We start from the raw sequence: 23,499 nt of genomic DNA, 5'->3' as shown, positions 1-23,499 counted from the left end.
CCTACTAACTTTTTATACGCACTATAAACAACCCGTAAAACGTAAGGACGTCATATGGCAGGCCATTCAAAATGGGCAAATATCAAACACCGTAAAGCCCGTCAGGATGCGGTAAAAGGTAAAATATTTACCAAGATTATTCGTGAAATTGTTTCTGCTGCCAAGCAAGGTGACCCCGACCCTGATAAAAACCCACGCTTGCGGGCGGTTATCGAAAAGGCTTTATCAGTCAATATGACTCGAGATACCATCAACCGCGCGGTTGCTCGTGGTACAGGCGGCGATGATAATGACAATATGGATGAAGTCAGCTACGAAGGCTATGGCGTCGGCGGCGTCGCGGTACTGGTAGAAACCATGACTGACAATCTGAACCGTACGGTCAGTGAAGTGCGCCATGCCTTTACCAAAAATGAAGGCAACCTTGGCACCTCAGGCTCGGTCGCTTATTTGTTTACCAAACGCGGTGAAATCGTTTTTAACGATGTCAGCTTAGAAGAAGAAGTCATGCTCGCGGCTTTGGACGCTGGCGCGCTGGATATCGAAAACGATGGTGAAAGCTTGCTGGTTATTACTGAATGGGAAAATTTCGGTCGAGTAAAAGATGCGCTCAATGCAGCAGGGCTTGTCTCTGATAATGCCGAAGTCACTATGGCACCTGCCACCAGCGCTGAGATTGATAATATCGACGACGCGCTAAAAGTGATGAAAATGATCGATATGCTAGAAGATATTGACGATGTGCAAGAAGTCTATAGTAATGTGAGCTTTACCGATGCAGTCATGGCGCAGCTTGAACAGTAGCCTAATGTGTCTGAGCTTAGTCTAAGATTTACTAGCAAAAAACCTTGGCAAATTTAACTAGCATACGTCAAAAACCATATTATCCGTAGCAAAAAATAAAAACCAGACAGTGTCATACTCTCTGGTTTTTTTTGTTATTTGCATCATCCTTTATAGGTATTGTATCGTCAATAAGTGAGGCATATAATTCGATTTTAACAGTAATAATTATCATTAACATATAAGAATGGATAAGGATTCTTTATGCGCACCTCCCTTCTGCCCTCTTATCCAGCCGCCACTGCCGTCAATATTCATACGCTTAACTCTAAAGCTACCCATCTGTGCTCGTTACTCGATTTGGCTAAGCATCAGCCTGCTATTATTGATGATATCATCGCCAATGAGCGCTTTGGTGAAATGGATAACATTATCAGTCAACGACTCAAAGATTTAGGTTTTCTGCCTAATACCACTATTCAAATCGTTGCCAAAGGTCTGTTTGGCAAGCCGCCTTATGCGGTGCAACTGAGTACCGGTGCGCAGTTTAGCTTACGCGCCGATGAGCTCATAAAAATCAGTTGTATCGCTATAGATTCAAGGTAAGTATTCGGTCTAATTTACTAACTTGCTCCTGACTTACTGTATTAAGGCTGTTGTAGGTTGTAGCACCTTAATGACTGATAACTTAATAAATAAGCGATGTCTGACTAAATGCCAAGTACGCAAACACAAGCCAAAACCCGCCCTATCAATCTTGCTTTAGTTGGCGCCCCTAATTGTGGTAAAACCGCTACTTTTAATGTGCTGACAGGCTCTAAAGCAAAGGTGGCCAATTATTCTGGCGTCACTGTCGATAAACGCAGTGCCACACTGCTTGGGCATGCTACGGTCAATATTATAGATTTGCCGGGTACTTATAGCCTAAAGACCACCAGCCTTGATGAAGAAGTTACGCGTCAAGTGCTCTTTGGCCAGATGGCGGGCGAGCCGATACCAGATGGGATAATTTTTGTGGCTGATGCGACCAACCTGCGGATGTCATTACGGATGCTGCTGGAACTCAAAAGCTTAAATTTGCCAATCATAGTCGCGCTCAATCTGAGCGATGTAGCAGAAAGCCGAGGACTGATAGTTGACCAAGCCATACTATCAAAGGAGCTGGGCGTTGCTGTCGTCAAGACGGTGGCAATCAAGCGTCAAGGCTGTGAGCAGTTGCTGGTTTTGGCAGATGAGTTTATTGAGCATATAAAGCATAAAGCTCAGCCCGTGCGTTTTTTCAAAGCTGATAGCAGTGGTAATCATATTGATAATGGCTTTAATAACATTAACCCTGATACGCAAGCGATGTATAAGAGTGCTGATGATATTTTGAGCCGAGCGGTGATAAGCGCACAACGTTTGCCAAAGTGGCATGAGCGCATAGATTATTTGGCATTGCATCCCGTCATTGGGGTCATTATTCTATTAACGATTCTTTTTGTTATCTTTCAAGCTGTCTACGCGTGGGCAGAGCCGCTGATGCAAGGCATTGAATGGCTGGTAGCAAGTCTTGGAGCGCTGTTAGTCGACTGGCTACCAGATGGGATATTACAAAGCCTGCTCGTCAATGGCGTCGTTGCTGGCGTGGGTAGCGTCGTGGTGTTCTTACCACAAATCACCCTGCTATTTTTATTCTTATTAATACTAGAGGACTCAGGTTATTTACCGCGCGCCGCTTTTTTACTGGACAACTTATTGTCTAAAGTAGGCTTATCTGGACGCTCATTTATCCCTTTGTTGTCAGGTTTCGCTTGTACGGTGCCAGCGGTTATGTCGACCCGTACTATTCCCAATCATAAAGAACGTTTTGTGGCGATTGCGGTATTGCCCATGCTGACGTGTTCGGCGCGTTTGCCGATTTATGCGCTGATTATTGCAGCGGTGATTCCCAATCAAACCGTCCTAGGTGTTTTCAACTTACAAGGTATGACCTTATTTGTATTGTATATCGCCGGTATTTTTTCAGCGGCGTTTGTATCGTGGCTGTTCAAACGCTTTCATAGCACGACGGCAAAAGCGGCAGCATTTCCCTTATTGATGGAGCTTCCTACTTATCGTCTGCCAAATATCAAACATATTGCCAGTGAGCTTTGGGACAAGATAAGTGCTTTTTTAATGCGAGCCGGTACAGTCATTTTTGCGCTGACGGTAATATTATGGGTATTGGTGACTTTTCCTGCCGCCCCGATTGGCGCGACAAACCCAGCGATTGATTATAGTTTTGCGGGCATGCTTGGGCATATGATTGAGCCGATTTTTGCGCCCATTGGTTTTACCTGGCAGATGTGTATTGCTTTAATCCCAGGGCTTGCCGCTCGCGAGGTCGTCATTGCCGCGCTTGGCACGGTATATGCGGTCGGTAGCGTCGGCGATGAGGCCGTCAATCAAACGCTCATCCCGATCATTCATACGCAGTGGGGATTGGCTACTGCGTTTTCATTTTTGGCATTTTATGTTTACGCGCCGATGTGCTTAGCTACGCTAGCCGTTATTCGCCGCGAAACCAAGTCTTTAAAACAAACCATCGCCATCGCCAGCTATTTATTTATATTGGCTTATGCGATGGCGTGGCTCACCTATCGGGTGACAGGAAGTTTTTTTGGATTTTAGAGAGGTAATGGTGAGTACATGGGTCGAATATTTATTGGTATTTATAATCGTTGTTTTATCTTTTTATTACGTATGGACTAAGGTAATCTTTAAAAAGTCGAAGGATTGCAATGGCTGCGGCAAATGTTCTAAATAGCCAAAAAACTTATAGTCAGAATTTTTGGCGTAGTAAAAAAAATCTTAGCGTTTAACCTCAACCCCTTCGAGCGTCAGCAAGTATGTTTTTTTATCTAAGCCGCCGGTATAACCGCCCAATTTACCATCGCTCGCAATAACGCGGTGACAAGGAATGATGATGCTAAAGGGGTTTTTGCCATTGGCATTGGCTACCGCGCGAAAGCCTTTAGGATTACCGACTCGCTGCGCTAGTGTGGCATAACTAATCGTTTCACCATGCGGTATCTGTTGCAGCTGTTGCCAGACGCATTGCTGAAAATCAGTTCCTAAGCTTATGTCTAATGGCAAGTCAAATGCTTGACGCTCACCTTTAAAATAGGCTGCTAATTGCTCAAGCGCTTCTAAAAGTAGCGCCTCAGCAGGCTCGCTTTTGCTTAAATTATTTTGAGCGATAAAGGTAAAATCCTTATCGACAAGCCCATAATGCTTTTTAAGCTTGGGAATAGATTTTGAGCTGTGCCAAGAATCGCCCACCTGCAGCCAATTGACTTCAACCAGCTTAGGGCTGCTATGCCCATGCCTACTAGCAATCAATGCCAACTGGTGCGACTCAACCGCTGCGATGGTGACTATCATGATTCTTCCCTCTAAACACTCATATTTTTGACACTTATTTATTCTTTGAAAAAAATCAGCAAGTGCTATTCTTTATCATCGGTCTCAAATAAGGCCGCGACGAACTGTTTCGGACTAAAGGCGCGCAAATCATCAATCGACTCACCGACCCCAATATAACGAATCGGCACATCCGTGGTTTCAGCGATATTGAACACCACGCCACCTTTTGCCGTACCGTCTAGTTTGGTAATGGTAATACCGGTTAATGGTACGACTTCATTAAATAACTCGACCTGATTGATGGCGTTTTGACCCGTGCCAGCGTCGAGGACAATCATGCCTTCATGCGGCGCGCTTGGATCAGCTTTACGCATGACGCGCACGACTTTTTCAAGCTCGGCCATCAAGTGGGTTTTATTTTGCAAGCGCCCTGCCGTATCAGCGATTAACACGTCGATATTTTTTGCTTTGGCAGATTGCATAGCATCAAAGATAACAGAGGCGCTATCAGAACCATGGCCTTGAGCAACGACAGGAATGTGATTGCGCTCACCCCAAATTTGTAGCTGTTCAGTCGCCGCGGCACGGAAGGTATCGCCAGCCGCTAACATGACGGACTTTCCTTCACCTTGTAGACGCTTAGCAAGTTTACCAATAGTCGTCGTTTTACCAACACCATTCACGCCCACTACCAAGATAACAAAGGGCTTTTTACTGGTATCGATGACTAATGGCGCAACTTTTGGCGTTAAGATATCGACCAGCTCAGTTTGCAGTGCTTTATATAATGAGTGCGCATAAATCAAATCGCCACGAGCGGTTTGCTCAGTGAGACTTTTAATAATACGATTGGTGGCATTGACCCCGATATCGGCGACCAACAGCTGGTCTTCCACTTCTTCTAAGAGCTCATCGTCAATCTCTTTGCCCCCAATAAGGATACTAACCATCCCTTCGGCAAGATTTTTACGTGACTTACTCAGCCCCGTCTTCATGCGATTAAACCAGCTGCCTTTTTTCTTATTTTCCTCAGTCTGTTCTGACTGTTGCGATTCTTCTGGCGCTGTTGTCGGCTGCTGTAACTCAGTTTTTGCTTTATCAATAGCGCTGCTATCATTATTTTTAGAGGTGACGCTCGCACTATCGCCCAGATGATCTTGCAGAGGCATCGTAGGAATTGAAGTTGTAGACTGCGACGCAGCAGTATTTGTAGCACTTTTTGCCGTTGTTTCTATAGTACCCTCTATAGTATTTGCAGCAGGGCTTTGTTTTTCTGTCTCAATAATCGGCGTCGCTAGTGGTAGGTCTGCCGCTGTATCAGTAAGTGAAGTATCTTCAGACTCCTCGATGATAGGCACCGATTGCGCTGGCAGACTGGGTAAGGTAATATCATCGTCATCCAAATCATCAAGACCGCCGTCGAGGTTGATGACCACACGATTGCTATTATTGGGATTATTCATAAGCTTGCCCTAAAAGTTATCATTATCAGTAGTTTTTAAAATGACGTGCCGCCCGCCTTTGATGATTAACGGACGATTATTTTTAGCCTAGTTTAGCATAATTCAAGCGGCGCTTAGCCTTTAGCATCGCAGAGCATGGTTAAATTATAAAAACCCATAAATTCATAATAAAAACGCTTACTAATTAAGAATAATCTTCCTAATGATAGGTTTATGAATCTTATAACTATCTAAGCAAGTTTCGCTTAAGGTTTGGACACAAAAATCTGACCTTTGATAGGGCAAACTTCGCCTACCCTTAGCATGATTATACCACCCTATTTCATTTGCTTTTTTTGGCCACTTATATTGGAAATGACCTATGTTATCACTATCGAACGATTATAAAAAAATGACCCAAATGGGCGCCGCCTTGCTTTTTACTATTATCGCGTTGTCTTCAACTGGCTGTAGCACTACACAAGAATTTAAACCGACTGCCAGCGTCATGGTTGGGGCGCACAAGTCTTTATAATGGCGTTATGTTTATCATAAATAGGCATATTCATCTAAGCATAAATATACGCCATTCTCACTCTCTAACTAAATCACTTATCAGCTACCTTTTATATAAGTAGAACCTATCATGTCATCACCTGCTCACTCTCTACGCCTTGCCTGCGCTTTAGCCATGGCAACTACCCTTGCGGCTTGCCAAACCAGCGCGATTTCTTCGACAAATGAAGTTGCTACGACTAAAAATGCCGCAACAACACAGGTAGTGAATAAAAATCAAACGCTAGAAAATACCGAACAGTCTTCAGCACTGACCATGGATATGTCTGGTCGCCATGAATACCAGCTCGAAAATGGCTTAAAGATAGTGGTCAAAGAAGACCACCGCGCGCCTGTGGTCATGACTCAAATTTGGTATCGCGTCGGCTCAGCAGATGAGCCTCTCGATAAAGGCGGCATCTCACATGTGCTTGAGCATATGATGTTCAAAGGCACCACTGATGTGTCAAGCGACGATTATGAGCGTTTGATTGCCAAATTTGGCGGCGTCAATAATGCCTTTACCAGTTACGATTTTACCGGTTATTACGAGCTATTCCCTGCCAATCGCTTACCGTTAGCGTTAGAGCTAGAAGCGGATCGCATGAAAAACTTAATATTTGATGACAAAGCATTTGCCAAAGAGCATCAGGTAGTAATGGAAGAGCGTCGTCAGCGTACGGATGACAATCCGATTGCCAAAGCTTATGAGTCATTTCGCTTGCTGGCAATGCCAAACAGTCCGAAAGGCGAATCGGTCATTGGCCCTATGAATGAGCTGGAATCAATCACCCTTAATGATTTAAAAGACTGGTACAAAACATGGTACGCACCCAATAATGCCACGTTGGTTATCGTCGGCGATGTCGAGCCAACCGACGTATTAGCGCAGGTCAAACGCTATTTTGGGGAGCTAAAACCAAGCGCGTTACCTAAGCGTCCTATGGTCACACAAAAGGGTTTTCGCGGTTATCAGCAAGTAGAATCCGAGCAAGCGGTACAAGTGCCTGTTTTGCTGATGGGTTATAACGTGCCCAGTCTGGTAACAGCGGGCGCTAATAACGAGAAGCAAGCGTATGCGCTGTCACTTGCGCAAGATGTATTAGATGGTGGTCTATCCGCGCGGCTAGAGAGCAGGCTGGTACGCGAGCAAGGACTGCTGACCACAGTTGGTACGTCTTACGATTTGCTCGATCGCGGCGATGGGCTGTTTTTGATACAAGCAACCCCGCGCGAAGGCGTCAGTTTAGCGCAGGCACAACAAGCCATTATCAATGAGATTAATAAGCTATCAACCGACCCAATTGCTGCCGATGAAATCGAGCGCGCCAAAACCAATACTGTCACCGGCTTGATATACGCACAGGATAGCATGGAAGGTCAGGCGCGTATGATTGGCTCGCTGCAATCTATCGGTCTTGATGACAGGTTACTGGCCAAATTGCCAACCAAGCTTGATAGCGTAACCATTGCAGATATCCAAGCGGCAAGTAAAAAGTATTTGGTCAAAGAAAATTTAACGGTCATGCATATCATCCCGCCTAAAGAAGCTGCTGCTAAAGATAACGTTAGCCAAAATAAGATAAGCAAAGATGCCTTTAGTAATAAAAATGCTGCTACCAAAGAAACGGCAAGCAAAGCTAAATAACATCAATGTGCTATCCAATTACCTTGGCAAAAACCCAATACTGATGACCTTATGAATAAGAAGAAAGACATGACTCAAACACCTTTTCTCAAAAAAAATAAATTTTCATCTCATTTTAAGCAGCTCCCTTATGTAAGTGCTTGCGCCTTCTTTGGCATAATAAGCTTGACTACTATTGCGCAGGCAGATATGGCAGGCAGCGAAGATGCTCGTACGCCAGCTGCTGCAGTCGATACCAGTGCGCCTATTGCTGCTCTGTCTAAGCTGAGCAGTCTTGAAAATGCGAAACCTTTAGAAGTCACGGTGCCAGACATACAGAGCTTTAAGACCAAAGCCGGTATTCCTGTGCTTTTCGTGCCGACCACTACCTTGCCCATCGTCGATATTGATTTGCGCTTTAATGCCGGTAGCGCGCGTGATGGTAGTATCAGTGAATCAGGCTTTGGTATCGCCAATATGACCGCGACAATGCTTGAACAAGGCTCCAAACGCTTAGATGAAAACGCGTTCACGCAATCGGTCGAAACCTTGGGTATCAGTTTAGGTAGTAGCGCCTATAAAGACATGTTTATTGTCTCATTGCGTAGCTTATCTGATGATAAACATCTACTGCCTGCGGTTGACTTGATGACGCAAATGCTTACTGAACCAAGATTTGATGAGCAAATCTTAGCCCGTAATAAAGCACGCTTATTGGTCGGTTTACAACAGCAAAAGCAAGACCCTGGCAGTCTTGCCAGTATCGCCTTTAGCAAGGCATTGTATGGCGACCATCCTTATGCCCATCCATCGGTTGGCACACTTGAAAGCGTTCCCAATATTGAAAGACAACAGCTAATTGATTTTAAAAATCGCTATCTAGTCGCTGCCAATGCATCGCTTGCCATGACTGGTAATTTGACTTTGGCACAAGCGAAAAATTTGGCGGAAGAAATAACGGCAGACTTGCCAGCGGGTCAAGCGGCGGCGGCCCTGCCCGAACCAAAGCCACTAACCCAGCCTCAACATATTCATATTCCGTTTCCTAGCACCCAAACCACGGTATTGATGGGACAACTGGGCGAAAAACGAGCCACCGACCCGCAAGCGCAGCAAAAGCAAACCAACTTTGCCGTCGGTAATGAAGTGCTAGCAGGGGGCGATTTTAACGCGCGTCTGATGACCGAAGTCAGGCAAAACCTCGGCTATACTTATGGCATATCAGGTTCTATGAACCCGATGTTGGCGCGTGGTCCTTATCAAATTGGATTTTCAACCCGTAATGACAAAGCACGCGCAGCAATTGATGCCAGCCTAAATGTGATTAATGAGACATTAGATAAAGGTATTACCAGCGATGAGATGAAATTGACCACGGATAATTTAAAAAACAGCTTTCCGATGGGATTTGCCAGTAATGCTGGAATCAACAGCTTAATTGGTATGATGAATTTTTATCAGCTACCTAACAGCTACCTGACCAATTATGTCAATCGCATCGAACAGGTTAAACTCTCAGAAGTCAACCAAACCCTGCGCGACACTCTAAAGCCTGATAACTTTTTGATTGTGACTGTTGGTGAGGTCAATCCATGGGATGAGAAGAAAGCTAAGAAAAAGTCATAGAATCCATCGCTTATTTTTACAGACGCTTAAAAAATAGCTCAATCAGTAATCACTTGCTGAGCTTTTTTAATTGAAGAGTCTGCTTTTAATAGCGGCAAGCGGAGCTGCTACTGGCATGATTAAAGCCCCATTTGCGATAACCATCGGTATCAAGATGAATAGCACCGGTAGAATAGAGTCCTAAACCAAAGTTATGCGACTGCCCTTGATATTGCCAAAACTCGCAGAGACTATCTTGCATGCGACTTAGCTGCCATAAATTGCCTTCATATTCAGGCACCCAGATATCCATCGCGCCTGCGGTCATGTGCTTACTCGCACTCGCCCCGCCCGCGCAATTATTTAACCCCGGACTGCGATATACTGAACGTATCTCGGTACTGGCAGGTAAAATACCTTGGCGTTTTAGCTGACTATAAAGCTGCAAGGTCGGTACAATATTTGCCCATAACTCCTGCGGTGGTAGCTGATAAGGCTCATAACCACATTTATCCCAACTACGAGCGGTCGTCAACAGCTGAGATAAGGGCGGTACATTTCTTGCGCCGACGCGTGAGCTTAAATATTGTTGATAATTGGCCACTTGGCTTGCGCGGTAACTATTACTATTTAACCATACATTAAAATCCATACTGGTAAAATCGTTATAATTACTATTTCCAAAGTTATTATTACCGCTGCTATAACGTGGCGTCCCTCTATTGGTAATGACGCGTTTGTTTTCTTCTATCGATACTGCGCTATCGAAGTTAAACTCGCGCTGTTTTTGTTGAATCAGCCCTTGCATACTGTCGCCGCTAATACCATTTGACCGACGAGCGCCTTCACTCAAGATGGTTGCGCCGCCGCTATAGCTATTGCTTTGACTGCCATAACTGCTAGCGGGTGTGATATAAGCATTGCCACTATTATTGGTCGTACCACTGCCATGACGGATTTGGATGCGGCGCTCACTATTATCACTTATAATAGCGGCGTGCACGGAAATACTGCTGGCACAAATACCTAGGACGATAATAGGCTTATAAATGTGCCCATAAATAAATTTTTTTGTCTTTATCATTACCAGAAACTACCGCTAAAAACGTTTTATCGATACTATCAAATTTTAAGCAAGCAAGCTAAACTATCGCAGCGAATTGATGGTCACTGATTCGTTATTAACACTTATCCTTATAATGTTTATATTGTCGTTACTTTATTACGGGTAAATTATGGGTTTTGCTACCAAATTCTTAATTAAGCTGCCCGATAAACATTTTGCCCTCGCTGATTGCTTACTTATCGTTTGTCAAAGCAGACTTTTCTTTCACGCCAATTATCAGTCACATATCACCTATGCCTTCTAACCTCCAGTACCGTTTTTCTCGTCAAAGCCATCACTTTGGTCGAGGTCGTGCGCCGACGCTTTGGCAACGTATCCATATTGATCCGTGGCTGACCTTATTGCTATTGACCGTTTGTTGCATTGGCTTGACGATTTTATATAGCGCAGCAAGCCAAGACACTGATATGGTCATCCGCCAAGTCATTAGTTATGGCGTGGCATTTACGGTGATGTTTACTATGGCGCAGATACCGCCTAGCCTTTATCGTACCTTTACGCCCATATTTTATGTATTGGGGCTGATATTGTTGGTGTTGGTCGATATCATTGGCGAGGTGCGTATGGGTGCGCAGCGCTGGATTAACTTACCTGGTTTTGGTAGCGTTCAACCTTCAGAGTTTATGAAGCTTGGTATGCCAATGATGTGTGCGTGGTTTTTATCCAAACGTGACTTACCGCCTTCATTATCAAGTATTGCCATCACCTTAGCGTTAATTGTCGTGCCGGTATTATTAATCGCCAAAGAGCCTGACCTTGGTACTTCCTTGCTGGTCGCAGCCAGTGGCATTTTTGTATTGTTTTTAGCGGGTCTATCATGGCGCTTGATTGCTAGTGCAGCAGCATTAGCCGTGCCATTGGTGGCATTTGCTTGGAACTTTTTATTACACGACTACCAACGTACGCGCGTTTTAACGCTATTCAATCCTGAAGCTGACGTCCAAGGTGCTGGATGGAATATCATTCAGTCCAAAACCGCCATTGGCGCGGGCGGTTTGACCGGTAAAGGCTATTTAGAAGGCACGCAGTCGCATCTACATTTTTTACCAGAAGGTCATACTGACTTTATTATTGCTGCCTTTTCCGAAGAGTTCGGTCTGCTTGGCGTGATATTGTTGATGTTTATATATGCTTGCCTGCTTATGCGTGCTTTATATATTGCATTTTCGCACCCTGATGTTTATAGTCGATTGCTGGCAGGTGCAATTGCGATGTCTTTTTTCGTATATATTTTTGTCAATGTCGGCATGGTTGGCGGCATCTTACCCGTTGTTGGGGTACCTTTACCTTTTATCAGTTATGGCGGTACTGCTATCGTGACGTTAATGGCAGGTTTTGGCCTACTAATGTCAATTCATACTCACAAATCCAGCTAAGCCATAGCAGGTATTATTTACAATCTATTCACCTGTAAAGTTCATCTTTAATAACCAATATTACATTCGATAATCACGATAAACTTGGGTTTAAATGTCTATATAACTCCCTTATATAGATAGGGTTAAAATGATACGTTAACAAATTTGCCTATAATCTGAAGCAAAATGTGCTTGGCTAAGTAATCTAATGTAATAGCGAAATTGCTCAAATTAAATGAATATCTACTTTTTTAAGCCTTTCTTATTTGTCATTAATTCTCCATAAATTACTATTAAAACCTTAACTTTCTTACTTTAGAAATAACCATAAGTTGTTGTTATTTATAGCTATTATTATTCTTATGTTTTGGCAAAACCCAGATGAAGCCCTATTAGTGACCGATTAGTACTGTTAGGTTTTATTCCTTGTTTTTTACAAATAATTGCGTTACCCTCCTTTTATTGTAGTTTGATACACAACGCGTACATAGCTACTAAGAAAGATATCATTTAATTATATTGCAGTTGTAGCTCGTCCGTATAGTTAGCAAATTGTAGATTTTGGGCTTGCAAAGTCAGTACTTAATTAACGGTTTAATAACAAAGTAATACGCAACATACTTTAAACCCTTTATTAACTTAGCAATGCAAAAAAGTCCTTTATCGATTGGTGCAACCTTACTTTGGTTGTTTGATTACTATTGTTAACTATCATTTGAGCGTGTCATAAGTGGGTTTTGCGAGTCGTATATAACGATAATTCCCGAGCCACTTATGATGATATAAATGAAAATTACCATATGTTAGAGCTTATAAAAGCCCATATTTACTATCATCGTGATAAAACAGATAGATGATAGAGCGGCTTTCGAGTTTGCGGCACTGTTAGAGTGGTCTAATATTGTCTCGCTCCCTCTAAGAGGTTTTAGAGTTAGGTTCTAATGTATACGCTATAGAGGTATTTATGAATAAGCGTTTATCTGGTTTACTTACAATGTCAGCCGTTTTATTTGCTGGCTCTGCAATCGCTACTAATGCAAATGCTGTAGAATCAAAAACCTCCCTTGCAACGATTTCGCAAGATAACGCCTCCCGTATTGACCGTGTGCTCGGTGAACTTAGTCGTCAACATGACGGCGCATCAAGCTTAGTTAAGTCTGCTCGTCAGCCTACTTCATTAGCCCTTAGCAGCTCATTGCTCGCCAGCGACACTGCCCAAGTATCTAATGATGAAGATGTTTTAGAGCGCTTAACGGCAGTAGCTTCTAACTCTGTAAGCAAATTTAAACAAACTGGTTTGGCTTCTTGGTATGGTCGTCAATTTCATGGCCGTAAAACTGCCAGTGGCGAAACCTTTGATATGAATGGCTTAACCGCTGCTCACCGCTCGTTACCCTTAAACTGCTACGTTAAAGTTACCAATAAAACCAATGGCAAAAGCGTCGTCGTTAAAGTAAACGATCGTGGTCCATTCCATGGTAACCGTGTGATGGATTTATCTTACGGTGCTGCCAAGCAACTTGGTATTACCAATAAAGGTGTGGGTAACGTCTCTATTGAGCGTGTTTCAGGCCCCTCTTCTTAAACCATTAACGTTTTAGACCATTCGCGGTTTAAACCTTTAACGGTTTTTTATCGAAAAAACTGCTTAACGTTAGTTGTAAAAAAAGCGCCTAACTCATTTAAAGTTAGGCGCTTTTTCGTTTTTAACGTTTGACGCTAAATAGTTAACATGGGATAGCTTTTAAAACTATAACTCAAATGCGCTTTCAATCGCATCATCGAGACGCTCAACCGCGATGACATTGATACCCTTAAACTGCGGCGCATCTTTGGCAGGCGCATTGGCTTTAGGAATAATTGCGTGTTTAAAGCCGTGTTTCATCGCCTCCTTTAGGCGCTCTTGTCCGTTAGGAACCGGTCGAATCTCCCCTGATAAGCCGACTTCACCAAAAACGGCAAGTGATGAGGGTAAAGGCTTTTCTTTGATACTAGAAGCACAAGCCAATAGTACGGCCAAATCAGACCCGGTTTCAATCACCTTAACGCCGCCAACGACGTTTACATACACATCTTGTCCGCTGGTATGGATACCGCCGTGACGATGCATGACCGCAAGCAGCATTGATAGGCGCTGAAAATCGAGCCCTAAAGCCATACGTCTTGGTGAACCTTGTGAGTCATCAACCAAGGCTTGCACTTCAACCAGCAGGGGTCTAGTACCTTCACGGCTTACCATCACCACAGAACCCGCTACGGGCTTATCATAACGGCTTAAGAATATCGCTGAGGGATTGGCGACTTCTTTGAGTCCCATATCGGTCATGCCAAAAATGCCCAGCTCATTAACCGCACCAAAACGGTTTTTTACCGCGCGAATCATACGAAAGCGTGAATCGGACTGACCTTCAAAATATAAAACCGTATCAACCATGTGTTCGAGCACACGTGGCCCTGCCAGCGTGCCTTCTTTGGTCACATGCCCGACTAAAAATAGTGCCGTGCCAGTTTGCTTCGCATAACGGGTCAAAATAGCTGCCGACTCACGAATTTGACTAACGCCGCCTGGGGCAGAATTAATGGCATCGGTATAAATAGTCTGAATCGAGTCAATAATAGCAATCGCCGGCTGCTCTTGGGTTAAAGCCGCACAAATGGTTTCAACATTGGTCTCCGCGAGTACACGTAATCTATCCGCTGGCAAATCTAAACGCTTGGCGCGCATCGCTACTTGGGCGAGCGACTCTTCACCTGTCACATACAGCGCGCTACCTGCCAATGAATCAGCCTTTGCCATATTGGTCGCAGTTTGCAGCAAAATCGTCGATTTACCGATTCCTGGGTCACCGCCGATCAAAACGACCGAACCGGCCACCAGTCCGCCGCCCAACACTCGGTCAAACTCACTAATGCCAGTGGGCAGGCGTGTATCTAGCGTCACGCTTACCGCATTGAGTGGCATGACCGCACTGTGCGTACCCGAATAATTGCCAGCAGGTGCACCCGCACTACGAGAAACCGCTCGGCTAGCATTCGCTTTTGCGCTACTCTTATTATGGTGCGGCATACTGACATTTGGCGCTTCGACCAAACTGTTCCATTCACCGCAGTCTGTACACTGCCCCGCCCATTTGCCAAAATGCGCCCCGCACTGCTGACAGACATAACTGCTTTTATTTTTTGCCATAACGTATGAACCTTATTGAACTGGTCAATCGAAAGTAATAAATTGCGAATAATAAGTAGAATTTTAGAATGCTCTATATGAGCTTAAGTGAAAAAATGCAAGAAAGGATGTATAGTGAGTGAAAAGTAATATAGAGACATCACGCACTGCTGATATCAATTTTTATTGCTTGCTGTGCCTGCGCAGACAGAGGCTACAAAAAATTGATACCAGCAATACCGTCGCGTTTTTAGGATATTTTGACTATACATGCCTTTTTTTATAAACAGACAAGAGATGATGAAAGGCAGACAGTAACTTATAATGTGTTATAGATGTTAAGACTAAATAACCAAATATCCGTTGCATCATGCAGTAATTAGATATTTGGCTAAAGTTTCAGATAAAGGTTTATAGAGAACACTATCTAAGACCCAGGGAAGTTTTTTATACTCGAAAGTCTTTACCAAGATAGACAGATTTTACCAAATCATTTTCTAACACTTCAGACGATGTCCCTTCCGCAATGATGGCGCCTTCTGAAACGATATAGGCTTTTTCGCAAATGGCGAGGGTATCGCGCACGTTATGGTCGGTGATGAGTACACCAATACCGCGATTTTTTAGGGTTAAAATAACGTCTTTAATATCACCAACAGAAATAGGGTCAACACCGGCAAAAGGCTCATCTAATAGGATAAATTTTGGATTGGCCGCCAACGCGCGCGCAATCTCACAGCGGCGGCGCTCACCGCCTGAGACACTCATACCCAATGATTTGCGTACATGTTCTAAATGGAACTCGCCTATCAATTTTTCAAGCTCTTGGCGCTGCTCAGCGGTACTTAATTCTTTACGGGTTTGCAGAATGGCTAAGATATTATCTTCAATGGATAATTTACGAAAAATAGAAGCTTCTTGCGGCAAATAGCCAATACCAGCACGCGCGCGCTCATGCATGGCATATTTTGATAAATCCATTTTTCCTAGAGTGACACGGCCTTTATCCATATTGACCAGTCCGACCACCATATAAAAGCTAGTAGTTTTGCCCGCGCCATTTGGTCCTAATAATCCAACAACTTGCCCTTGCTCAACAGAAAATGATACATCTTTTACCACCCAGCGTTTGCCGTAGCGTTTGCCTAAATTTTGCATCGTTAAACGGGCGACAGGCTCGGAGCTATTGGTTGCCGCTACAGAACCATTATTAAGCTCGTTGCTGTGAATTTCATTGGTCTTAACAACGTTGTTTTTAATATCGCTCATCACTTACCTGTCAATTACTGTTAAAGTTGCAAAATTTTTAGTATTACTATCGCTTACTTTTATATTAAAAATACTGTGCTTAGCGTATGCTGCTTCGGTTGCTGCCGCTATTGGGCGGGAAGACCAATTCTACGCGCTGACTGCCACCAGCAGTTGCTTCTACATCGCCAGCTTTTAAGCTATAGCGAATGACATTACCGGCAAAACTGGCGCCATTTTGTACCAATTTTGCATTACCCGTGAGCGTCACGATACCCGTGACCGCATTATAATCAATCTTATTGGCTTGCCCTTTTGCCAAGCCCTTTTCTTGCGTCACTACCTGCTGCATAGTCGCTGGACGGCCGGTGGCGACTGCCGAGTTGATACTACGGCCTTGCGAGAGGTTGACCGTAATATCATCGGCGGTCATTTTGAACGTACCCTGCGTAATTACAACGGTGCCTGAATAGCTGGTGATACCTGTACGTTCACTATAAGTCGCCTTATCTGCTAGCAGCTTAATCGGCTGATTGGCATCTGATGGCAAGGCATGGCTGTATAACGGCAATGCTAATAACATTAGCATCGGTAGCGTTCGTAAACCGTGTGTTACTTGGATAGGGCGTGTCGATAGCAAGCGTAAAGTAGGCAAAAAAGTAGATTTCATAAAAGTTACTCGTATCATTATGGATAGTGGCGTTTGCAAACTTCCTGCTAGGTGCTGCTGTTAAAATAAAGCTTTATCTTGGCGTTTCGCGGGCATAAATGCAACCGCGACTTGACCAAATTCATAGTCCCCAGTTTCAAGGTTGGCTTTCATGCTTGACGCCTCAAAGCGGTTCATCCCTTGTTCGACTTTTACTGGCGCATCACTATAGACTTGACCTGTTTTGGTATTGCCTTTTAAGGTAGTGCCCATGACTTTAATCGGCTCAATATCAGACTCGCCCGCTTTGCCTTCGCTAACTAAAGTAAAACCACCTGATAAGCTCATCTCACCTGTCTGTTGACTGATGGCGGCGCTGCCCGCTTCAACACGGTAACGCTGCTCGTCTGATGGCTCCCAATTCATGGTGATGCCTTTCATCTCATCCTTATTGGTCACAGGATTATGGGTCAAGGATTCTGCACTCAGCTCGTACTCGGTCTCACCTTTTTCATTAGTCTGTACCGCCTTAATGTCAGTGGCTTCATAATCCACATCCGTCGGTTCCATACTAACGGGCGGCGTAATCTCCCCTTGCTGCTTAAAGAACCAGCCAGCAATCACAGCAATAATTAATGCCAGAACGATTAAAACACGAGTATTCACGATAAGTTATCCTCAGGTTTCGCTGCATCAAGCGTATAGTGCGCGATAAAATCTTGATAGTGACCATGACCTTTTAAAATAAGATCACATATTTCCCGTACTGCGCCGGTACCACCTGCGCGGGTGGTCACCATATCACTGCGCTTTATCACCTCTTGATGGGCATTTGGGACAGTGGCCGCAAAGCCTACCGTTTGCATCGCTTTAATATCTGGTAAATCATCGCCCATATAAGCACATTCAGCAGCGGTAATATTAAGCTCAGCATCAAGCGTCGCTAATAGCTCATTCAATGCAATCAGCTTATCATCACGACCTTGGACGATATAATTGACACCCATTTCAGCAGCACGCTTGTCTACCATAGGACTGCTACGACCAGTAATAATAGCGGTCAAAATACCATAGCGCGCCAACGATTTGACGCCGACACCGTCCTGTACCGAAAAGGCTTTGGTTTCAGTACCGTTGGCATCATAAATAATTTGACCGTTTGACAAGATACCATCAACATCCATGACCAATAACTTTACTTGTCCGGCCTTTTTTATTAAGTCTTGCATCAATTTTCTCTTATTAATGATTTTATTATGAGACGTATTCTTATTAAATACTCTTTTATTAAGGCTTTTTTAATATGTTACTTCTTAATTGTGCCAATTGTTAATACATTGTTTATTAAAATAGGGCTACTTAACACCGGCTTGTAATAAGTCATGTACCGTAATGATGGCCTCCAAACGCTGTTCCTCATCGATGATCAGCAGCTGGCTAATGCCGTTTTCATTCATCACACTTAAAGCATCGGACGCGCGCATATCTTTACTGACGTGGCGTGGATTGCTGACCATCAGCTCACGCATCGGGGTTTGCAAATCAATGCCTTTTTCTAAGCCGCGGCGCAAATCACCATCGGTAAATACACCGACGACTTTTTGCTCGTCATCAGTCACTACTGTCATACCTAGACGCCCAGAAGACATGGTAAATAAAGCGTCTTGTAGCGGTGCTTGTTGATTAATAAGCGGTAAATTTCCTGAATTGGTATGCATCAAGTCTTCAACCCGCGTCAGCAGCTGGCGTCCTAAGGCGCCTGCAGGATGCGATAAGGCAAAGTCTTCTGAAGTAAAATTACGTGCATGTACCAAAGCCACAGCCAATGCATCGCCCAATGCCAAGGTCGCTGTGGTACTAGAAGTCGGGGCAAGGTTGAGCGGGCAAGCTTCTTGAGATTTACCTAGCGTCAAAATGATATCCGCCGCTCGTGGTAGCATACCGCGTTTGTCTCGGCTAATACTAATCAGGGGAATATTTAGACGCTTAACCACGGGCAGCAGCATTCTAATTTCATCTGACTCGCCCGAGTTTGAGATAGCCAGCAGGACATCGCCCTGTACCAACATCCCCAAATCGCCATGCCCCGCTTCCCCAGGATGCATGAAAAACGCTGGCGTGCCCGTAGAAGCAAAAGTCGCCGCTATTTTACGACCAATCAGACCCGATTTGCCCATCCCGGTCACGACCACACGTCCTTTGCAGGCTAGGATAATATCGCAGGCTTGAGCAAATCTATCATCGATTTGTTCCGTTAACAATGCTAGCGCCGCCATCTCCGTATGAATTGCTTCGATAGCAGTGCTAATAAATTGTTGATGGGTCAGGTTGCGGTGCGGATTACTCATACGTTAGCTCTATATTTTCGGTGAATCAATGAAACATTTTACTATACTATGGCTGATATTAATAATATAGGGCAAGACGTCGCTTTCATCATTGCCTACTTACTAAGTAGGGTAAATAGTCGCTTGCTCAGCCATGATTATACGTCTATTTATACAAAAAAAACCCACTATAATTAATAGTAGGTCTTAATCAGCTATACAACATTTTAATAACATACTTTCAATCAAATACACACTAGATAGCGTTATTTATTGATTGCTATCGTCTATATCATCGTTTGATTTGTTTTCAAACATAGCATTGTCTGAAGAATTGTCAAAGCCACGATCTTGACCAAAGCCGCCGCGCTCAAAGCCGCGCTCTTGACCTTGTCCAAAGCTACCTCGCTCAAACCCACGATCTTGACCTTGACCAAAACCGCCACGATTAAAGCCACTACGATTGGCAAAGCCGCGCTCTTCAAAACCGCCACTACCAGCAAGGTTACTACCACGCTCAAACCCACTACTCATACCACCTTGGTAACCAGCAGGTGCGCCCGTTGAGGTTTGCGTACCCGTGCCAGTCGTCGTGCTGCTTCTAGGATTACGAGCTGGCACAACTGTGGAAATGGCATGTTTATAAACCATTTGACTCACTGTATTTTTTAACAACACCACATATTGATCAAATGATTCAATTTGACCTTGCAGCTTAATACCGTTAACTAAAAAAATAGAAACAGGAATGCGATCTTTGCGCAACGAGTTCAAAAACGGGTCTTGTAAAGTTTGTCCTTTTGACATGACATCTCTCCTAAATATTATATAATTATTTTTAGTGCCAATTATTATAAGTATTTCTTTAATTATAATGGCTAAGGGCAGATACAATAATAAGTTTTATTTATAAAACGTATCTAAATAAGCACTAATTCTTGTTAAATAATTTCACTTTACCGTGAATACGTTATTATTGTAAATAATTAAGTAACCGCTTATTTTTTAAGACTTCCTACCAACAAAAGTTAATTAACGACCGTTAAAAAAGCAATGATACCGATATAATTCACACTATTTTACTATGATTTAAATTATAGCAGTTATCCAACCTTTATTTTGAAACTAATTGTCATTATTTTTTACGGGGCTAATTAACGCGCTTTATATGATTTGGTTTTAATATAAATACTCTCTTACTTGGGTCATAGTAGCAAACGTTTTTATTTTGATATCACCGCGCATAAGCTTGTCATCGTTTTCATTTAGCTTTATTGCAATATTTGCCGCATTATCAGGCAAATTGGGCAACTGAGTAAGTTTGCGCAGCCAAGTATATTGACGCTTCGCCAGCTGTCTGGTCGCATATAATGCCTTATTTTGCATTTGCTGACAAGCAAGTGCCTCGGTTTGAGCGCTGAGCGTCAATGGCTGATCGAGCGCTTGAGTAGTGGTGTCTTGTGGTCGTTTACTTGCACTCGCCGCCTCTACTTCTGAAAAGGCCTCATAAAATTGCGCTTTATCCAAGTGCGGCTGTTTAAATATTGGATGCTTAATATGGACTAGGTATTCTAACACTTGGCGATAACCGACGCAGCGCATAGAGGGTAAGTTTGGTGTCAAAGGGTACTGCTCAAGCAATCCGATCACTTCCGCCACTAGCCCATCATGCCACATTATATCCAAACGTTGCTCGATACGCTGATGTAGCCATGAACGTTCTGGCATCACCGCCAGCGCATGCCATTGCTGATTGGGATTATGCGCCAAGGCTTGTTTGGGCTTTTGCTGCCAGTCACTGATGGGTATATTGGTTTGCAGATAAACTTCAACCGCGCGCGTGATACGCTGAGTATCGGTCGCATTAAGACGCTCGTGGCTTATCGGATCTATTTTTCCTAGATAATCATATAGTGCACCAATACCTTCGTCTTGCCGCCACTGCTCCACACGCGCGCGCACGTCATCATCACTGTCAGGCACGGGCGATAGCCCATCAATAAGCGCCATGTAATACATCATAGTACCGCCAACGAGCAAAGGTATTTTACCTTTCTTATGACAGCTATCAATTAAACGAGCAACATCATTAACGAATTCAGCGACGCTATAACTTTGCATCGGGTCAATGATATCAACCAAATGATGCGGATAGCGTGCCAACTCTGCAGCGGTTGGTTTGGCTGTACCGATATTCATATCACGATATATCAATGCTGAATCGACCGAAATCAGCTCATAACGCCCAGTATCGTATAGCTCATACGCTAGAGCTGTCTTGCCACTCGCCGTCGGTGCCATCAAGCACACCACGCTATTATATGCCAAATTGGGATTGAGGCGATAAGATGAGCTAGCAGACGAGATTTGCATAGGATTACCTTTATTTTTTATAGGACTACTAAAACGTGTCCTCAATCTAATCAATGGACATCTAAATGGCTGTAGATGATAGCATCAACGCAATTAAAAGCTGGTTATTTATAGACTTAAAAGCATGTTTAGCAAGTAAGTCTTCGATATCTGCGTTAAATGCCCATAAATCTTCTGTAGGCATTTTTGTGGCTAAGTCAGTAAGCTGCTGATTGACAGCATTCGCATCATTAAATGAAACCTGCTCTCTAAATATATCCGACTCAAACAATAAGCTTAATTGCGCCTGCCATATTTCAGCGCCAATCAGAAAAAATTGGCTGCAACTATAAAACAGCAACCACGGTAGCGTTTTATCACTGACATTTTTAATTGCATCTAAATTATGACTCGTATTTAAAATAACCTCCAAACAATATGGTAAAGGAGCATTTTTTATCGATAGATTTTGTGACGTATTGGCCGTGCTTATTAATGTGCTACCCGGATTTATATTTTCAGTAAAAGTAGCCTGTTCTGATGATTGCGCATTATCGGTATTTTCTGACAACTGATATGGCTGTTTGGGCGCTTGTACTTGCTGACTTTTCGCTGAATAAATGGCTGATGACGTCTGTTGCCTTACAGTAGCAAAGGCGTTATTGATAGATAGATGATTATCTAATACCTGACTACTTTCAGCAGCGGAATTGATGGTCTGATTGATGTTCTGTTTGGTAGCAACCGTTTTAAGCTTTGCTTGAATCGCATGACTAAGATGCGCCATGATGTTATTTAGCGGGCTGATTTTGATACGCTGTTTGGACGGATGGACATTGATATTGAGCCAATCAGTTGGTAAATCAAAATACAGCGCGTAGCCAATACCTGATAACTGCGCACTTTGAGCAAGTTGACGCAGCTGATTGCTAATCAACGCTTCTTTTACCAATCGTCCATTCACATAAATTAATTTTGGAAAAGTACTTTGAGAGTCATTGCTAAGCCATAACCAACCGTTAATGCTCACTTGACCAGCAAAGTTATTATTCACATAGTCTTTAGGCAATTGCATCAAACTGGTAAGGTCGATGGATATTTCTAAGGCGTTGTCCGTTAATGTCAACCCAGTCGCTTGCTCAAGACGTGATAAAGGCAGACGATGAGCGTTATTATTGCTGCTATTGGTATTATCGTTATCATTTGCAGACATTGCTCTTGAAGACAGCGATAACCGCTTTTTATTGTCATGAAACAAGGTTAGCGCCACATCTGCACGCGCCAAAGCCACTTCGCGGACAATGGTTTCGATATGACCGAACTCGGTCGCAATAGATTTTAAGTTGCCGCGGCGTGCGGGCACATTAAAATATAAATCTTTAACCGTGATAGTCGTGCCGCGTTGATGCACAACTGGCAACAATTTTGGCACCTCGTCCAATACACCGGCAACTTGCAACTGGCGACCAATCCCACTGTCGTCATGACTACTAGTTAAAGTCAAACGAGAAACTGCCGCCGTCGCTGCCAACGCTTCACCGCGAAAGCCCAGTGTGGTAATACCATGCAAGTTAGCCACATCGGCCACTTTACTGGTTGCATGGCGAGTAATGGCCATGACCATATCATCAGGATGAATACCCGTGCCGTTATCCAGCACTTCAATCATACCCATGCCGCCTTGGGTAATACGTATTTCAATATTGCTCGCACCAGCGTCTATCGCGTTTTCAAGCAGCTCTTTGACCACAGCGGCAGGACGCGTCACCACCTCGCCCGCTGCCAATTGATTGATAAGCAGCGGCGATAGTTTTTTGATGCGGCTATTGGAGGGATTATCTGGCATTAATGAGCGTCATACTTTTATAAAACCT

At 43.7% G+C, this 23,499-nt stretch carries 20 protein-coding genes; 8 read left to right on the top strand and 12 right to left on the bottom strand.

The features are described 5' to 3' along the window. Window positions 1–54 precede the first annotated feature (54 nt). The 3 genes from RAH45_RS05750 (at window position 55) to RAH45_RS05740 (ending at window position 3,435) form a co-directional block, all read left to right on the top strand. Window positions 55–804 (top strand): YebC/PmpR family DNA-binding transcriptional regulator, encoded by a 750-nt coding sequence (locus tag RAH45_RS05750; protein ID WP_102077564.1) that lies wholly within the window; start codon window positions 55–57, stop codon window positions 802–804. Between the two features lie 243 nt (window positions 805–1,047). Then, complete coding sequence (locus tag RAH45_RS05745) at window positions 1,048–1,389, top strand: FeoA family protein (protein WP_198327831.1); 342 nt, start codon at window positions 1,048–1,050, stop codon at window positions 1,387–1,389. 108 nt (window positions 1,390–1,497) lie between these two features. Beyond that, entirely contained in the window at window positions 1,498–3,435 is a 1,938-nt protein-coding gene (locus RAH45_RS05740) for a ferrous iron transporter B (protein WP_306495791.1), read from the top strand. 180 nt (window positions 3,436–3,615) lie between these two features. Here the strand turns inward: RAH45_RS05740 and RAH45_RS05735 are convergent, their stop codons facing one another. After that, window positions 3,616–4,188 (bottom strand): methylated-DNA--[protein]-cysteine S-methyltransferase, encoded by a 573-nt coding sequence (locus tag RAH45_RS05735; protein ID WP_102077567.1) that lies wholly within the window; start codon window positions 4,186–4,188, stop codon window positions 3,616–3,618. 65 nt (window positions 4,189–4,253) lie between these two features. Beyond that, a complete protein-coding gene (gene ftsY, locus RAH45_RS05730) occupies window positions 4,254–5,339 on the bottom strand; it encodes a signal recognition particle-docking protein FtsY (RefSeq protein WP_144296408.1) in 1,086 nt (361 codons plus the stop codon). Between the two features lie 655 nt (window positions 5,340–5,994). Here ftsY and RAH45_RS05725 point away from each other — a divergent pair. The 3 genes from RAH45_RS05725 to RAH45_RS05715 all read left to right on the top strand — a co-directional run bounded on the left by RAH45_RS05725 (window position 5,995) and on the right by RAH45_RS05715 (window position 9,420). Then, entirely contained in the window at window positions 5,995–6,147 is a 153-nt protein-coding gene (locus tag RAH45_RS05725; RefSeq protein ID WP_306495789.1) for a hypothetical protein, read from the top strand. Between the two features lie 111 nt (window positions 6,148–6,258). Then, entirely contained in the window at window positions 6,259–7,815 is a 1,557-nt protein-coding gene (locus tag RAH45_RS05720; RefSeq protein ID WP_305935312.1) for a M16 family metallopeptidase, read from the top strand. A 165-nt stretch (window positions 7,816–7,980) separates the two neighbouring features. After that, window positions 7,981–9,420 (top strand): M16 family metallopeptidase, encoded by a 1,440-nt coding sequence (locus RAH45_RS05715; protein ID WP_226928874.1) that lies wholly within the window; start codon window positions 7,981–7,983, stop codon window positions 9,418–9,420. A gap of 85 nt (window positions 9,421–9,505) precedes the next feature. On the opposite strand, the gene RAH45_RS05710 is transcribed toward RAH45_RS05715, so the two are convergent. After that, window positions 9,506–10,483 (bottom strand): D-Ala-D-Ala carboxypeptidase family metallohydrolase, encoded by a 978-nt coding sequence (locus RAH45_RS05710; RefSeq protein WP_068404226.1) that lies wholly within the window; start codon window positions 10,481–10,483, stop codon window positions 9,506–9,508. A 275-nt stretch (window positions 10,484–10,758) separates the two neighbouring features. Between RAH45_RS05710 and rodA the strand changes: the two genes are divergently transcribed. Both rodA and RAH45_RS05700 read left to right on the top strand, forming a co-directional pair. Then, window positions 10,759–11,901: a rod shape-determining protein RodA gene (gene rodA, locus RAH45_RS05705; RefSeq protein WP_068404242.1), complete on the top strand. Its 1,143-nt coding sequence runs from the start codon at window positions 10,759–10,761 to the stop codon at window positions 11,899–11,901. 946 nt (window positions 11,902–12,847) lie between these two features. Further along, window positions 12,848–13,468, top strand: coding sequence for a septal ring lytic transglycosylase RlpA family protein (locus RAH45_RS05700; RefSeq protein ID WP_102077360.1), 621 nt, complete (start codon window positions 12,848–12,850; stop codon window positions 13,466–13,468). Window positions 13,469–13,633: 165 nt separating this feature from the next. On the opposite strand, the gene radA is transcribed toward RAH45_RS05700, so the two are convergent. The 9 genes from radA to mutL all read right to left on the bottom strand — a co-directional run bounded on the left by radA (window position 13,634) and on the right by mutL (window position 23,471). Then, window positions 13,634–15,070 carry a DNA repair protein RadA gene (gene radA, locus RAH45_RS05695; protein ID WP_068404223.1) on the bottom strand — a complete coding sequence of 479 codons (1,437 nt, stop codon included), beginning with the start codon at window positions 15,068–15,070 and terminating at the stop codon, window positions 13,634–13,636. Between the two features lie 426 nt (window positions 15,071–15,496). Continuing rightward, window positions 15,497–16,207, bottom strand: a complete 711-nt coding sequence (gene lptB, locus RAH45_RS05690; RefSeq protein WP_197488858.1) for an LPS export ABC transporter ATP-binding protein — start codon at window positions 16,205–16,207, stop codon at window positions 15,497–15,499. Between the two features lie 190 nt (window positions 16,208–16,397). Next, window positions 16,398–16,886, bottom strand: coding sequence for a lipopolysaccharide transport periplasmic protein LptA (lptA, locus tag RAH45_RS05685; protein WP_180952567.1), 489 nt, complete (start codon window positions 16,884–16,886; stop codon window positions 16,398–16,400). 141 nt (window positions 16,887–17,027) lie between these two features. Continuing rightward, entirely contained in the window at window positions 17,028–17,612 is a 585-nt protein-coding gene (gene lptC / locus RAH45_RS05680; protein WP_305935314.1) for an LPS export ABC transporter periplasmic protein LptC, read from the bottom strand. Continuing rightward, on the bottom strand, window positions 17,609–18,175 hold the full coding sequence (locus RAH45_RS05675; protein WP_068404217.1) for a KdsC family phosphatase: 567 nt from the start codon (window positions 18,173–18,175) through the stop codon (window positions 17,609–17,611). The genes lptC and RAH45_RS05675 overlap by 4 nt, the downstream gene beginning before the upstream one ends. Window positions 18,176–18,301: 126 nt before the next feature. Continuing rightward, on the bottom strand, window positions 18,302–19,294 hold the full coding sequence (locus tag RAH45_RS05670) for a KpsF/GutQ family sugar-phosphate isomerase (protein WP_305935315.1): 993 nt from the start codon (window positions 19,292–19,294) through the stop codon (window positions 18,302–18,304). A 249-nt stretch (window positions 19,295–19,543) separates the two neighbouring features. Continuing rightward, window positions 19,544–20,080, bottom strand: coding sequence for an RNA chaperone Hfq (gene hfq, locus RAH45_RS05665; protein WP_068404214.1), 537 nt, complete (start codon window positions 20,078–20,080; stop codon window positions 19,544–19,546). Between the two features lie 372 nt (window positions 20,081–20,452). Further along, the gene (gene miaA / locus RAH45_RS05660; RefSeq protein ID WP_068404212.1) at window positions 20,453–21,646 is read right to left on the bottom strand and encodes a tRNA (adenosine(37)-N6)-dimethylallyltransferase MiaA; all 1,194 of its coding nucleotides are present in this window, start codon (window positions 21,644–21,646) and stop codon (window positions 20,453–20,455) included. 61 nt (window positions 21,647–21,707) lie between these two features. Then, window positions 21,708–23,471 carry a DNA mismatch repair endonuclease MutL gene (gene mutL, locus RAH45_RS05655; protein WP_306495787.1) on the bottom strand — a complete coding sequence of 588 codons (1,764 nt, stop codon included), beginning with the start codon at window positions 23,469–23,471 and terminating at the stop codon, window positions 21,708–21,710. Window positions 23,472–23,499: the final 28 nt, after the last annotated feature.

The organism is Psychrobacter sp. van23A, from assembly GCF_030845275.1.
GTDB classification, from domain to species: domain Bacteria; phylum Pseudomonadota; class Gammaproteobacteria; order Pseudomonadales; family Moraxellaceae; genus Psychrobacter; species Psychrobacter faecalis.
The sequence above is the reverse complement of the archived record's forward strand: the minus strand, read 5'-3'. Positions and strand labels throughout refer to the sequence as shown.

What these genes read in the sequence shown, in the direction of transcription:
- RAH45_RS05750 (WP_102077564.1), top strand. Translation starts at nt 55, where the DNA reads ATGGCAGGCCATTCAAAATGGGCAAATATCAAACACCGTAAAGCCCGT.
- RAH45_RS05745 (WP_198327831.1), top strand. Translation starts at nt 1,048, where the DNA reads ATGCGCACCTCCCTTCTGCCCTCTTATCCAGCCGCCACTGCCGTCAAT.
- RAH45_RS05740 (WP_306495791.1), top strand. Translation starts at nt 1,498, where the DNA reads ATGCCAAGTACGCAAACACAAGCCAAAACCCGCCCTATCAATCTTGCT.
- RAH45_RS05735 (WP_102077567.1), bottom strand. Translation starts at nt 4,188, where the DNA reads ATGATAGTCACCATCGCAGCGGTTGAGTCGCACCAGTTGGCATTGATT.
- ftsY (WP_144296408.1), bottom strand. Translation starts at nt 5,339, where the DNA reads ATGCCTCTGCAAGATCATCTGGGCGATAGTGCGAGCGTCACCTCTAAA.
- RAH45_RS05725 (WP_306495789.1), top strand. Translation starts at nt 5,995, where the DNA reads ATGTTATCACTATCGAACGATTATAAAAAAATGACCCAAATGGGCGCC.
- RAH45_RS05720 (WP_305935312.1), top strand. Translation starts at nt 6,259, where the DNA reads ATGTCATCACCTGCTCACTCTCTACGCCTTGCCTGCGCTTTAGCCATG.
- RAH45_RS05710 (WP_068404226.1), bottom strand. Translation starts at nt 10,483, where the DNA reads ATGATAAAGACAAAAAAATTTATTTATGGGCACATTTATAAGCCTATT.
- rodA (WP_068404242.1), top strand. Translation starts at nt 10,759, where the DNA reads ATGCCTTCTAACCTCCAGTACCGTTTTTCTCGTCAAAGCCATCACTTT.
- RAH45_RS05700 (WP_102077360.1), top strand. Translation starts at nt 12,848, where the DNA reads ATGAATAAGCGTTTATCTGGTTTACTTACAATGTCAGCCGTTTTATTT.
- radA (WP_068404223.1), bottom strand. Translation starts at nt 15,070, where the DNA reads ATGGCAAAAAATAAAAGCAGTTATGTCTGTCAGCAGTGCGGGGCGCAT.
- lptB (WP_197488858.1), bottom strand. Translation starts at nt 16,207, where the DNA reads ATGCAAAATTTAGGCAAACGCTACGGCAAACGCTGGGTGGTAAAAGAT.
- lptA (WP_180952567.1), bottom strand. Translation starts at nt 16,886, where the DNA reads ATGCTAATGTTATTAGCATTGCCGTTATACAGCCATGCCTTGCCATCA.
- RAH45_RS05675 (WP_068404217.1), bottom strand. Translation starts at nt 18,175, where the DNA reads ATGCAAGACTTAATAAAAAAGGCCGGACAAGTAAAGTTATTGGTCATG.
- RAH45_RS05670 (WP_305935315.1), bottom strand. Translation starts at nt 19,294, where the DNA reads ATGAGTAATCCGCACCGCAACCTGACCCATCAACAATTTATTAGCACT.
- hfq (WP_068404214.1), bottom strand. Translation starts at nt 20,080, where the DNA reads ATGTCAAAAGGACAAACTTTACAAGACCCGTTTTTGAACTCGTTGCGC.
- miaA (WP_068404212.1), bottom strand. Translation starts at nt 21,646, where the DNA reads ATGCAAATCTCGTCTGCTAGCTCATCTTATCGCCTCAATCCCAATTTG.
- mutL (WP_306495787.1), bottom strand. Translation starts at nt 23,471, where the DNA reads ATGCCAGATAATCCCTCCAATAGCCGCATCAAAAAACTATCGCCGCTG.